The sequence below is a fragment of the Streptomyces sp. TLI_185 genome (assembly GCF_003814765.1).
Classification (GTDB): domain Bacteria; phylum Actinomycetota; class Actinomycetes; order Streptomycetales; family Streptomycetaceae; genus Streptomyces.
Map to the genome: position 1 here is coordinate 10,190,909 of NZ_RKRB01000001.1, position 13,111 is coordinate 10,204,019.

Consider the following 13,111-nt stretch of genomic DNA (forward strand, 5'->3'; position numbering starts at 1 on the left):
GGGTCGGCGTGGATCTCGAAGCAGTACGTACCTTCGTCGCCGTCGCGGATGCGGGCCAGTTCCAGAAGGCCGCCGCCGACCTTTCGATCACCCAGCAGGCCGTCTCCAAACGCATCGCCGCGCTGGAGCGCACCCTCGGTGTGCGGTTGTTCATCCGTGCCCCACGCGGCGCCGAGCTCACCATCGACGGTCAGGCGTTCCTGCCCCACGCACGCGAGCTGCTGCGCGTCGAGGAGCGCGCGATAGGCTCCGTGCGCCCCGGCCACCGTCCGCTTCGCGTCGACGTGATCGCCTCGCGCAGCGCGCAGTCGGGCCTGATGCGTGGCTTCCACCGCGCACACCCCGAGATCGACCTCGACGTGATGATGCTGTTCGACATCGAGGCGGCCGTCGCCGCCATCCGATCCGGCACCATCGACGCGTCGTTCCGCGCGGTCGGGATGCCAGGCCGAACCCTCTCCGAGGACATCGAGTCCGTCCGGGTCCTCGACGAGCCGCTCCAGCTCATGACCGGCCCCCGCCACGCACTGGCAGGCGCCCGCTCGGTCACCCTCGCCCAGCTCACCGGGCACCGGATCTGGATGCCCGGCCTCGCCCCCGGCACCGAATGGGCCGCCTATTACGACGACCTTGTCGCCGAGTTCGGCCTCACCATCGAGGCGACGGGCCCCAACTTCGGCTCCGACGTACTCCTCGACACCATCGCCGACACCCCGGCCCTGGCCACCTTCATGGGCGAGCCCACCCGCCTCATCTGGCCCGCCGGCCACGACCTGCGCCGCATCCCGGTCATCGACCCGACCCCGGTCTACCCGCACTCGCTCCTGTGGCACCGCGACAACCCGCACCCGGCGCTGGCCACCCTCCGCACCCACCTGGCCGCCACGACGGCCGACCACGACGCTGCCGGCACCTGGAGGCCGGGCTGGGTGATTCCGCGCTGAACGGCCCGCCGCCCGCGCGGCCAGCCCTGGTGGGTCGCTACGGCCGTGATCGCTGCCGGGTGGCGAGGTACGGCGCCAAGCTGTTCCCGGCGAGCTGGGACCAGCGGTGGGCGGTCGCGGGGCTGATGCCGAAGAGGCCGGCGACGACGATGGGCGGCAGGTCTGTGATGGCCTCCATCAGGGCGGTGTTGCGTGCGGCCCGTACGGGAAGGCCGTGGTGCTTCATCTGGTCGGCCAGGCCGACGGGGTTGCGGGGGCGACCGGGCACGGCGCCCGGCAGGAGGAGATGTCGGTGGTCCTGCGGGGGTTGTGGGGCGGGGAGTTGGGCGATCTGTTCATCGAGCAGGGTGGCCAGTGCCGGGGGGAGCAGCACCGGGTGGCGGTCGAGGGTGAGGTAGGCGGCCTCGGCTTCCCGGTGGAACTGGTCGGTGGTGAGTTCGACGATCCGGGTCAGGGACAGGGCGTAGAGGCGGACCAGGGCGCCGAAGATGCGTACGGGCGGGGGGAGGCCGGTGTCGGTCAGGCAGCGTCGCAGTTCGGCCTGGTGGGTTGCCTCATCCTGGAAGGTGCCGGGGAGCTGCCTCGGCCGGGGGTGGATCTCCAGGTCACGGACGATGTGACGGGCGTGCACCCAGCGGACGAACGGGATGAGACGAGTGCGCTGGGTCGGATGAGTGCTCGCCCAATCGTCCAGGTGCGCTCGTGTCAGGTCCCGGGTACGCAGGTCCTGGTCGTCGGGCGCCCGCTCACACCGCGGCGGCCTCCTTCTCCTGCTGCCTGGCCTTCACCGGGGCGGCGAGCGGGGAGCGCGCCGGCTTTTCCCCACGCTGCGGACGTTAGGGACAGTTGGACTGTCTCAGAGCTTGTGCTGTCTCAGTTGAGACAACGGATGTCGAGGCCTTGCACCGACTGGCCGGCGGGACCGGGTGCGGACCAGCCGGCCCGGGCAGTGATCAGCGAAGGTGCACCGGAAGGGAGCGGTGGCCGTTGGAGATGAAGGAGTCCACCGGCTCCAACTCCTGCTGGGGCACGGCGAGTTGCAGTCCCGGAAAGCGGTCGAAGAGCGCCGGCAGTGCGATCCGCGCCTCCAGCCGCCCCAGCGGCGCGCCCAGGCAGAAGTGAACGCCGTACCCGAAGGCCAGGTGCTCCTTGTCGACGCGGGTGACGTCGAAGCGGTCGGCGTCGCCGCCGTATTTGCCGGGGTGGCGTCCGGCTGCGGCGTACGCGGCCAGGATGGCTTCGCCCTTGCCGATCACGACGCCTTCGGGACCGCCGAATTCCCCCATTACCAGGTCCTCCACGGCATACCGCAGAGGCAGGCTGGCGACGGGTGCCTCGACGCGCAGCGTCTCCTCGATCACGTCGTCCCAGGAGGCGTGGCCGCCGCGGATGAGTGCGAGCTGGTCCGGGTGGGTCAGCAGGGCGTGGATGGCGTTGTCGATGAGGTTGACCGTGGTCTCGTGGCCCGCGCTGATCATGAGCATGAGGGTGTCGAGGAGTTCCTGCTCGCTCAGGCGGGTGCCGTCCTCGTCGTCACGGGCCGCGATGAGGGCAGAGGTCAGGTCGTCGCCGGGCGACTCCCTTTTGAGGGCGACGAGTTTGGCGAGCGCGGCGTAGAAGCGCGTGTAGGTGTCGGTGACTTCCTCCGGTGAGGCGGAGGTGTGGAAGACGCTGTCCACGACGGCGCGCAGTTCGGCTCCCTGCTCCTCGGGCAGCCCCAACAGATCGCTGATCACCTGGATCGGCAGCGGGTAGCAGAACCCCTCACGCAGATCGACGACCCGCCCGTCCCGTCCGGCCTGTTCCACCCGGTCCAGCAAGTCCGTGGTGACCTCCTCGATACGAGGCCGGAGCGCGGCGGTACGGCGTGCGGTGAACGCCTTGGCGACCAGGGCGCGCAGCCGTTTGTGCTCGCCGCCGTATGCGGTGAACATGTTCTGCACCGCCACCCAGGTGAACAGCGGCCACTGCGGGGTGATTTCGCCGTTGATCCAGCTCGTCCAGTGGCGGCGCGGATCCTTGGAGACACGCGAGTCGGTGAGCAGGCGCCTGAGCAGATCGGGGTCACTGACGGCCCATGCCTCGACGCCGTCGGGAAGTTCCACCGGGGTGAGCGGTCCGCGGTCGCGGATCCGGGCGGCCTCGCCGTGGATGTCGCGGCCGGCCGGATCGATCACTAAGGGGTCGAGGTGTGCCATCGCAGCCTCCCAGGGTCTCGAACCATGAATGCGTACCGTAAAGCTACGTCGCCGTGGCGTCGCCGGACGAGACCCCGAGGCACCCACTGCGTACCGCCACAATGTCTCTGCGCATGGCCGCAGGTCGGCTGCGCCGTCCGGGCCTTGGGGCAGGGGTGTGGCACGGGAGGGCCGGTGAGGGCGATGACGGGCAGTGGGCCCCTGCAGGGGATTCGCACTTTGCCATGCATGCGCTGGTGAGACACGCTGCAGGCGGGGCAGGGCTTCAGACAGTGGCTGCCCCCGCCGCCCCGCCGACTTGCCCTGGAGTGCGCTCCAGGCCGTAGCGTCGCAGACATCGGGGCGTACCAAGCCCGCCATTCGGCGCCCTGCAGGATGCCGGACGGCCACATCCGTCGCCGGATGGATGAAGGGCTTGGTACGTCCGGAAAACAACGAACGAGCGTGCAGAAAGGCTGGGACACGGCATGCAGAAGCGCAGCCTGCGGGATCTCCAGGTATCGGCCATCGGCCTCGGATGCATGGGCATGTCCGCCTTCTACGGATCCACCGACCAGGAGGAGGGCATCGCGACCATCCGGCGCGCCCTCGACCTCGGCATGAACTTCCTCGACACCGCACAGATGTACGGCCCGCTCACCAACGAGTCGCTGGTCGGCGAGGCCATCCGGGGACGTCGCGACGAGTATGTGATCGCGACGAAGTTCAACTACCGGATGGACAACGCCGTACCCGGCGACATCAGCACGGTCGGCTCGCAGGACGGTTCGGCCGAGCACGTCCGCAGCTCGGTCCACGGCTCCCTACAGCGTCTGGGGACCGACCACATCGACCTGTACTACCAGCACCGCGTCGACCCGAACGTCCCCATCGAGGAGACGGTGGGCGCGCTGGGCGAACTGGTCGCCGAGGGCAAGGTGCGCCACATCGGGCTGAGCGAGGCGAGCGCGCAGACCATCCGGCGCGCGCACGCCGTGCACCCTGTGACCGCGGTGCAGAGCGAGTACTCGCTGTGGTCGCGGGACGTGGAGGCCGAGGTGCTGCCGGCCTGCCGGGAGCTGGGCATCGGCTTCGTGCCGTACTCGCCGCTGGGCCGCGGCTTCCTCGCCGGGCGCTTCACGTCGCCGGACGACCTGGACGCGAACGACTGGCGCCGCCAGAACCCGCGTTTCCAGGACGCCAACCTGGAGGCGAACCAGCGGCTGGCGGCGATGGTGAGGGAGATCGCCGCGGAGAAGGACGTGACCCCGGCACAGCTGGCGATCGCCTGGGTGCTGGCCCAGGACGAGCACCTGGTGCCGATCCCGGGCACCAAGCGCCGTACCTACCTGGAGCAGAACGCCGCGGCGGCCGACGTCGTGCTGACCAAGAACGACCTGGCCCGCATTGACGCGGAGCTGCCCGAGGCGGCGGGGGAGCGGTACGACGAGGCGGGGATGCGGTCGGTCAACCGCTAACCGGGGGCGGCTCCCGTGGAGCGGCCGGCCGGGCGGGTGGTCGGCCGGTTCGCCGTGGGTGTCTGGGGTGCGGTGTCGCTGTCGGCCATCGGGTGGAAGGGGCGGGCCGGAGCCGGTGTCGGCCGGCCGGGGGGTAAGGGAGTTCAGATGCATTTGCGCAAGCGTGTGCTCGCCGTCGTGTTCGTGGCCACCGCGGCCTTCGCTACCCTCGGACCGCAGGCCATGGCCGCACCCATGCCCTGGGAGACCAGCAGGACCCCCACGGCCGTCACCCACACCACCTCCACGGCGGCCAGCGACAGTAGCACGGTCACCGTGCTGTGCGGCGCTCCCTGCTACGAGTAGGTGGCTGCGTCCCGAGCCCATGCCGCCACCGACGTGCGGGTGACTCCCGAAGTCGCGTACATCGGGTATTCGCGTGAGCGTGCGACTCCCAGTCGCACGTCGAAACGACATCGGTAGTCGGGCTCTACCGACGGCGCCCTCCTCTGCACGGGCCCCGTGGCATGTCGTCTCAGTACCAGACGGAGAACGTGGCGTCGGCTCTGCCGACGGCGGTGGAGATCGGGTCGATACGCAGCACGTAGTCGTAGTGCCGGATGTAGCGGTCCGGGTAGTTGTACGAGCGGAATGACGACCAGGACGGATCGGCGAGCCCGGCGGTCTTGTGGAAGGTGGCGTCCTGGACGAACTTCGTTGTGCCGTCGTTGACGTCAAGCCGCAGCTGGTAGTAGGCGTGCCGCAGGTAGCGGGTCGGATTGTTGACGGACTGGAAGGAGACGCCGGTGGGGTCGGCGAGTCCCGGCACCAGCTTCCATTGCGAGTCGGTGTAGGGGTCGAAGGGGTACGGGTCGATGCGGCCGGTGTAGTCGGCGTGCCGCCAGTATCTGTCCGGGAAGTTGTAGGACTTCAGCCGGTTCCAGGCGGGCTTGCCCCACTTGGCGACCATGTTGTCGTACACGGTCTGGGGGATCGGCTGGATGGTGGCGTGTTTGGAGTTCAGCGGCTGGGTGTAGACGCGCCGGTCGGCGGCGGTCCAGGTGCCGGTGGAGAGGTCGCTGGTCTGCCAGGCGTAGAACACCGCGTTGGCGTCGCCCCACAGGTACCAGGTGCCGGAAGCCTGGGCGAGGATCGGGGCCTCGATGCCTCCTTGCGGCGCCAGGCCGGAGGTGAAGACGGTGAAGCTGCCGGGGTCGAGGGAGGTGGACCTCGCCCCCACGAGGCTGTTGTGGCCCTTGAAGTACAGGTAGTTGACGCCGTTCACGTTCATGGCCAGGGAGCCGTCGATGACGTCGTAGCCCGGGTCGAAGAAGACCTGCGGTGATGTCACGGTCGTGAAGTCCGTGGTGTAGTTCACCATGATCACGTTGTGTCCGCTGCTGTTGACGGCCGAGTAGATGATGGCGTACTGGCCGCGGGAGGCGTCCCAGAAGGCTTCGGGCGCCCAGCTGTGGGTGGCCATCGAGTGCAGTTTCAGCAGGCGGTAGTTGTCGAAGGAGCGCAGGTCGGTGGAGTCCCAGACGTGGATGACCTGGCTCTGCTTCGTCCAGTCGGTTCCCTTCAGGTTGGTCGCCATGACGACGTAGGTGCCGTCCTGCTTGGGCAGGATGAACGGGTCGCGCAGACCACCTTCGCCCCCGGTCGGGGTCACCACGGGGTTGTTCTGGTTCAGCGGCATCCACTGCAGCGCGTCGGTGCTGACCGCGAGGTGCAGGCCGTAGTCCGTACCGAGGTTTCTCGGTGACTGGGTGAAGTAGCCCATGACGAACGGGGAGCCCGTCGCGGCGCTCGCGGACCGGCTGCCGAGCGTCAGCGCGCCGGTCATGGACAGTGGCACGGCCGCGGCCATGCCGAGGAACAGCCGGCGCGACGGGAGGGGGATTGCGCTCATCTGGTGCCTCCAGGGCGTAGGGAAAGAGTGGGGGTTCCCGAACCCGTGAGCGCCCCGGCCCGGAGGCGCCCACGGGTTCGGTCCCTCGTCAGCTCCAGGGAGACGCGGTGAGCCAGCTGGTGTCCTGGGCCCACGACGTCGTGGAGTCCCAGGCGTTGGTGCCGCCGTTACTGGCGATGTAGACCGTGTAGTTGTAGTGGCGGAGGTACTTCGTCGGGAAGTTGACGGACTGGAAGGAGTGGCCGATCCCGCTGTTGCCCGCGGTGGGGCAGAAGGTGGCGTCCTGCGCGAACGAGCTGCCGCCGTTGTCCGTGTTCAGGTAGAGCTGGTAGTTGGAGTGGCGCAGGAACTGGCCGGGCTTGTCGGCCGACTCGAAGGACAGGCAGGAGGTGTTGGCCAGTCCGGCCCGGACGATCCAGGTGGCGTCGGCCTTGTCGGTGGCCGAGCTGGCGGAGTTGATGCTGGAGATGACGACCTTGGTGTCGGCGTCGTTGTGGCGCAGGTAGTGCGAGGTGCAGCAGGGCGAGGTGGTGGCCTTCAGCGAGATCCGGGAGCCGGGGGTGAGGGTTCCGGTGCTGGTCGAGCCGCTGTTGTAGCCGGCGGCGGTGATGTTGGCCTGGACGGCGTTCTCGGTGGCGTCCGAGGGATAGCCCTGGGTCATCACGCCTTCGTAGAAGGTGCCTTGGCCGGTGTTGCTGTTGTCGCCGCCGATGCCGAGGATGATCGCGCCCTGCTTCTTCATCGGGTTGTAGCCGGTGTCGTTGGGGCGTACGCCGTTGTAGAAGGTGGACAGGCCGCCCGACTGGGCGTTGCCGCCGCGGATGGCCCACTGGTTCGGGCCGCCCTTGAGCATGGCGGTCAGGAACCGGTTGTTGACGCTGGGGTCGCCCGCGTTGAAGCCGCGGTTGACCCCGGAGAACAGGCCGTTCTCCAGGTCGGCCATGACCCAGGGGCCGTTGCCGCTGCCCCAGCCCCAGCCCTTGCTGTTGCCGAAGTAGAGGGCCTCCATGGTGCCGTTGCCGTCGTCGTTGCCGGTCGTCTCGGCGTTGCCGTAGTCGAAGCAGCAGCCGCCGTTGAAGTGCGTGCCGTCGAAGATGGCGTACATGCCCTCGGGCTGGTCGCCGGTGGCGATGCCGTTGGTGTTGTTGTTCCGGTAGCCGGTGCCGGGGGCGACGTAGACGCCGTACGCCTTGTGGCCGCCGACCGTGACCGGCGCCTCGAAGGCGTTGGCCAGGTTGTCGTTCCCGTTCTCAGCCGGCCCGGGCCAGTGGCCCCTGAGCGCCTGGGTGAGCTTGTTGCCCTTGCCGGACTGGTCGTAGATGACGGTGATGACGCAGCTGGTGTTCGCGCAGAAGGAGTCCTGCTGCGCGGCGTCGGCGTAGCCGCCGGCGCTCAGCAGGCCGATGTCCTTGGTCGCGTTGTCGGAGGCGCGCTTGACCTGGTACAGGGGGCCGTTGTACGCCCCGTACAGGGCGCGGGTGGTGCTGTGCGCGGCGACGCAGGGGGTGCCGCCCGCGGCGTAGATGTCGCACGGCCCCTGCGTGGCGGCCTGCGAGGGGGCGGCCGTGGCGGAGAGCAGACCGGCGGCGAGCGCGGCGGTGGCACCGGCCGCCAGCAGCGCGCGTCTGACGCTGTGTATCCACGGTGGCTTGAACATGAAGGGCTCCTTCTCAGGATGGGTGTGAGGGTGAGCGTCGGCGCGTCCCCGGTGCCGGCCGTGCGGACGGTGCGGGTCGCGTCGACGCCTCCGTGCCGGTGCGGCTTCGGCCGTTTTCGGCACCGGACTCGGGGCCGGGCTGCTCGTCAGCGCCGGAAGGCGGTCGACGGGCAGGGGCGGATTCACGTGGCCGGGCAGTTGGCGTCGGGGACGGATGCCAGGAGATGCCGGCGTCGGGTCAGCTCGTCACACGGAAGGTGGCGTCGCCGTGCCCCGTGGCGCTGGTGATCGGGTCGAGCTTCAGGTAGTACGCGTAGTGGCGGATGTAGCGGTCGGGGAAGTTGTACGACTGGAATGACGACCAGGTGGAGTCGGCGAGCCCGGCGACCTTGCGGAAGGTGGCGTCCGCGGCGAACTGGCTGCTGCCGTCGTAGAGGGCGAGCTGGAAGTCGTAGTTGGCGTGGCGCAGGAAGTAGCCGGGGTGGTTCACCGACTCGAAGGAGACGGTGTCGGTGCCCGCCAGGCCGGGTCGCAGCCGGAACTGGGAGTCCTCGACGGGGATGACGTCGGGGTCGATGCGCACGTCGAAGTTGATCTGGCGCACATACCGGTCCTGGAAGTTGTACGACTGCAGCCGCTGGGCCTGGGTGTTGGGCCAGCGGGCGAGCACGCGGCTCTCCTCGGCGGCCGTGAGGGTCATGATCGCGCCGTGGCGCTTCGGGGTGCCGCCCATGTCGTAGCTGGTCGCATCCTGAAGCCGGTAGGTGCTGACGTCGAACGGGTTGGTCGTCAGGATCGGCCTGTATTCGCGGACGCCCTGCGGGTTGTTGTAGTCGATGTAGAGGGCCCACTCGTTGCGGTCCCTGAACTTCATCCAGACCGGGCCTTCGACCACATTGCCGGTGAGACCGATGCTGGAGAGGTTGCCGAGGTTGGTCCACGTCCCCAGGATCGAGTTGCTGCCCTCGACGTTGTTCTGGCCGTCGCCGGAGACCCGCAGGTAGCGGTAGGGGCCGGTGCCGGCGGGCACCTCCGTCATCTGGGTGTCGACGACCGGAGTGCTGCCGGGCGGGTCGATCCAGATCTGCGGGGTGGTGATGGTGCGGAAGTCCTTGGTGCGGGCGGCGTAGATGCGGTACTTGAAGGTGCCGTTCACCGTGGCGTTCGTCGCCCAGTACAGGACGTAGTCGTTGGTCTCGGGGTTGAAGATCGCCTCCGGCGCCCATGCGTTCTTCCCACCGGGGATCAGTCCGGCGGCGCCGAGCAGCCACGGCTTCGACCAGGTGACCAGGTCGGTCGACTCCCACACCACGAAGTTGGGGCTGCCGTTGGTGTACGTCGAGCCGCAGCGGATGCACAGGTCGGTCGCGATGATCCAGTACTTGCTCCCGTCGGGAGAGCGCACCAGTGCGGGGTCGCGCACCCCCTTTGTGCCGATCATGGAGTTCAGGACCGGCGCTCCGCCGTTGAGGTCGTTCCAGTGCAGGCCGTCCGTGCTGTGCGCGAGGTACAGCATCTGGCCGGTCGCGGAATCGCCGGTGAAGTGCACCATCAGGTAGCCGGGGTCGGCGGCGGCCGCCCGCTGGGGTGTGGTCAGAGCCTGGCCTGTGAAGAGAAGGCATACGGCGAGCAACATCACCGACAGCCGGGAGCGAAGAGCGGTCATGGGATCTCCTGTCGTCGTGCAGGCGCCACCGTCGGGCGAAGGGGGAGAGCGAGGTGGCGGGGAGCCCGGTCTCGGTGCGGGCAGGACAAGGCCCGGCCACCGCACGATCCGGAAGGGGGCGGCTCCGGACCACGGTGGGTCTCCCGTGTGCGGTGCGGGTCGCCGTGGTGTCCCGGGTCGGGCACGCGAGCCGCTGCGCCGGTGGTGTGACGGCTTGTGCGGCGAAGTGACGGTTGTTGTTCGGGGCGGGGGCGGGGGCCGGGGTGCGGGCCGGACGGATGGTTGGCGGGCGGAGCACGTGAGCGGGGTGTGGTCAGACGGCGTTGTGGCATCAACTCGCTGTCCGACCAGCTGAGTTGTGCGATATCTCGAACGGTGTTCGCAAGATCGAGCAGACAATAGGAGGGGAAACAGGGAGCGTCAATACATCCGGCAATGCGTGGTTCCTCAAGTGGTTCGGGTGGCACCGACGATGCTTTCTTTGGTCGGAAGCGTTGACTGAGGTGGGCGCAGTACCTATCTTCTGGCTGAAATTACGAACGGTGTTCGAAATACCGGCCATGGGGAACAGGCGGTAGCTCCGCACCACCGGCATCAGAAGGAGTCCTCCGTGACACCTGCGCTCACCCGTCGAACGGTCCTCGGCATGATCGCCGGCTCGGCCGCCGCCACCGTCACCGGTGTCTCGGCCGGTACCGCCCACGCCGCCGTGCCCGCGTCACCGGGTGTGACGTACACGAACACCATCGCCGAGCAGCGGGCCGACCCGCACATCTTCAAGCACACCGACGGCTTCTACTACTTCACCGCCACCGTGCCGGCGTACGACCGCATCGTGCTCCGCCGCGCCACCACCATCCAGGGGCTGACCTCGGCCGCCGAGACGACCGTCTGGACCAAGCACGCCACCGGTGTGATGGGCGGCTACATCTGGGCTCCGGAGATCCACTTCATCGACGGCAAGTGGTACATCTACTTCGCCGCCGGTGACGCCAACAACGTCTGGCACATCCGGCCCTATGTCCTGGAGTGCACCGACGCGAACCCGATCACCGGGGCCTGGGCGGAGAAGGGCCGTATCGCCCTGCCGCTGGACACCTTCTCCCTGGACGCGACGACCTTCGCCGTCAACGGCACCCGCTACCTCGCCTGGGCGCAGAACGACCCGGCCGTCGGCTCCGGCACCAACCTCTACATCGCGCAGATGTCCAGCCCATGGACCATCACCGGCACCCCGGTCATGATCAGCCGGCCGACCGCCGCGTGGGAGACCGCCGGAGGAGCGACGGTCAACGAGGGCCCGGCAGTGATCCAGCGGGGCGGCAAGGTCTTCATGACCTTCTCCGCCAGCGCCACCAGTGACGTCTACTGCATGGGCATGCTGACCGCGTCCGCCTCGGCCGACCTGCTCAGCGCCTCGTCGTGGGCCAAGACCGCGAACCCGGTCTTCGCCAGCTTCGCCGCCACCAGCCAGTACGGCCCCGGGCACAACCAGTTCACGGTCTCCGAGGACGGCAAGTCGGACATCCTCGTCTACCACGACCGCAGCTACAAGGACATCAGTGGCTCCCCCCTCAACGACCCCAACCGCCGCACCCGCGTCCAGAAGATCTACTGGAAGGCCGACGGCACGCCCGACTTCGGCATCCCGGTCGCCGACGGGCTCACCCCGATCCGGCTCTCCTCGTACAACTTCCCCGACCGGTTCATCCGGCACTGGGACTACCGCGCCAAGATCGAGGCGAACGTCTCGCCGCTGGCCGACTCGCAGTTCCGGGTCGTCACCGGTCTGGCCGGCACCGGCACCGTCTCCCTGGAGTCGGCGAACTTCCCCGGCTACTTCCTGCGCCACAAGAACAACGAGGTGTGGGTGGAGAAGAACGACGGGACGTCGCTGTTCGCCGGTGACGCCTCCTTCACGGCCCGGGCCGGCCTCGCGGACTCCGCCGGAGTCTCCTACGAGTCGTACAACTTCCCGGGCCGCTACATCCGCCACTACAACTACCTGCTGTACGTCCAGGCTGTGAGCACGACGACCGACCGGGCCGACGCCACGTTCTACACCCAGTGACCCGGACCGGCGTTCCGTAACCCCTCGGGCAGCTCCGACCCCACGGACCGGAGCTGCGCGAACGAACCGGCACATCTGCCACGCGCTGGCGTCGCAATGGATGCGGCGATCTCGGCTCCTTCTTTCCGGCCCGCCGCACGCGAAGAGTCTCCACGCCCCGGACGAAAAAGCCTTCAGAACCGGTCAGGACGAAGGTGAGAAGACGCCGCCACCGGCGAGGCAGGCGGTGCCGAGGTCCACGAGCGGTAACAGGCCACCGGGCAGCGGGCCGACGAACGCGCCGGAGTCGACCCATTGACGCCAAACCCGGCGAACCTCTGTTTCCGTCCAAAATGCGAACACTGATCCTCGAACGAGCGGAGGCAGCCGCTCGGACGAGGTGCTGGAAGGGCCCCTCGGGCTCCACGCCATGAACCGTCAACGGTCACATCGTCGCCGGGCGATGCTCGGGGCAGCTCTGCTGTCCCTGATCGCCTCCCTGCTCGTCGCTGTCACGCAGCCCACTGCCGCAGCGGAGGGCCGCCGTTCACCAACCCGGTCGAGTCGCAGAAGGGCGCCGACCTGGACCCTGGACACGCAGGCCGCCGCGGCCCGGGACCTGGGCATCGAGGTCAGCCGCTCCCAGGTACGCCGGATTCTGCTCGCGGAAGGGGTCCGCTGGCGGCGCACGCGTTCCTGGACGCGCTCGAAGGATCCGGACTTCGAGGGAAAAGGACACGGATCGTCGAGCTCTACACCAGCCCGCCCGCCGACGCGACGGTCATCTGCGCCGACGAGCTCGGCCCGGTGATCCCCCGCGCTTTCCCGCCGGCACCGGGCTGCTCGCCGGACGGACACCGCATCAAGAACGAGATCGACTACTCGCGCGGGCCGGAAAAGACGTGGGTCTATGGCGCCTTACGTGTCCGTGACGGTCAAGCGGTCACGATGACCGCCACCTCCCGCAACAGCGCCTTCTACCAGCAGTTCCTCCAACTGATCGAGTACGCCAACCCCGCCGGGGACATCTACGTGATCACGGACAACCTGTCCTCGCACAACAGCGTGTCCACCCGCACCTGGCTCGAGGACCACCCACGCATCAAGCACGTCTTCGTCCCGGTCGGCGCCTGCTGGCTCAACCTCCAGGAAGGCTGGTGGCGCATCTTCCGCAAGACCGCCCTGGCCGGACGCTCCTTCGGACGCCACCAGCGTCGCCCCCGGCCGGCTCAACTCCCGCGCCCGGCC

9 protein-coding genes and 1 pseudogene are annotated in these 13,111 nt (G+C 68.6%); 5 read left to right on the forward strand and 5 right to left on the reverse strand.

Going from position 1 to position 13,111, the window contains the following annotated elements; translation table 11 throughout:
* Window positions 1-8 precede the first annotated feature (8 nt).
* On the forward strand, window positions 9-944 hold the full coding sequence (locus EDD92_RS46910; RefSeq protein ID WP_123969968.1) for a LysR family transcriptional regulator: 936 nt from the start codon (window positions 9-11) through the stop codon (window positions 942-944).
* A gap of 37 nt (window positions 945-981) precedes the next feature.
* Here EDD92_RS46910 and EDD92_RS46915 read toward each other — a convergent pair whose 3' ends face one another.
* Both EDD92_RS46915 and EDD92_RS46920 read right to left on the reverse strand, forming a co-directional pair.
* Complete coding sequence (locus tag EDD92_RS46915) at window positions 982-1,575, reverse strand: hypothetical protein (RefSeq protein WP_260327227.1); 594 nt, start codon at window positions 1,573-1,575, stop codon at window positions 982-984.
* Window positions 1,576-1,897: 322 nt separating this feature from the next.
* Entirely contained in the window at window positions 1,898-3,142 is a 1,245-nt protein-coding gene (locus EDD92_RS46920) for a cytochrome P450 (protein ID WP_123969969.1), read from the reverse strand.
* Window positions 3,143-3,609: 467 nt separating this feature from the next.
* On the opposite strand from EDD92_RS46920, the gene EDD92_RS46925 reads away from it, so the two are divergent.
* Both EDD92_RS46925 and EDD92_RS46930 read left to right on the forward strand, forming a co-directional pair.
* Window positions 3,610-4,599 carry an aldo/keto reductase gene (locus EDD92_RS46925; RefSeq protein ID WP_123969970.1) on the forward strand — a complete coding sequence of 330 codons (990 nt, stop codon included), beginning with the start codon at window positions 3,610-3,612 and terminating at the stop codon, window positions 4,597-4,599.
* 147 nt (window positions 4,600-4,746) lie between these two features.
* Window positions 4,747-4,944 (forward strand): hypothetical protein, encoded by a 198-nt coding sequence (locus EDD92_RS46930; RefSeq protein WP_123969971.1) that lies wholly within the window; start codon window positions 4,747-4,749, stop codon window positions 4,942-4,944.
* 169 nt (window positions 4,945-5,113) lie between these two features.
* On the opposite strand, the gene EDD92_RS46935 is transcribed toward EDD92_RS46930, so the two are convergent.
* From EDD92_RS46935 to EDD92_RS46945, 3 genes are all read right to left on the reverse strand, one after another.
* Window positions 5,114-6,490: a glycoside hydrolase family 43 protein gene (locus tag EDD92_RS46935; RefSeq protein ID WP_123969972.1), complete on the reverse strand. Its 1,377-nt coding sequence runs from the start codon at window positions 6,488-6,490 to the stop codon at window positions 5,114-5,116.
* An 88-nt stretch (window positions 6,491-6,578) separates the two neighbouring features.
* Window positions 6,579-8,147: an alpha-L-arabinofuranosidase B gene (locus EDD92_RS46940; RefSeq protein WP_123969973.1), complete on the reverse strand. Its 1,569-nt coding sequence runs from the start codon at window positions 8,145-8,147 to the stop codon at window positions 6,579-6,581.
* 238 nt (window positions 8,148-8,385) lie between these two features.
* Entirely contained in the window at window positions 8,386-9,813 is a 1,428-nt protein-coding gene (locus EDD92_RS46945; RefSeq protein WP_123969974.1) for a glycoside hydrolase family 43 protein, read from the reverse strand.
* A gap of 646 nt (window positions 9,814-10,459) precedes the next feature.
* Between EDD92_RS46945 and EDD92_RS46950 the strand changes: the two genes are divergently transcribed.
* Window positions 10,460-11,884 (forward strand): family 43 glycosylhydrolase, encoded by a 1,425-nt coding sequence (locus EDD92_RS46950; RefSeq protein WP_123970872.1) that lies wholly within the window; start codon window positions 10,460-10,462, stop codon window positions 11,882-11,884.
* 786 nt (window positions 11,885-12,670) lie between these two features.
* Window positions 12,671-13,009: pseudogene (locus EDD92_RS51850) on the forward strand (transposase); the annotation flags it as partial.
* Window positions 13,010-13,111: the final 102 nt, after the last annotated feature.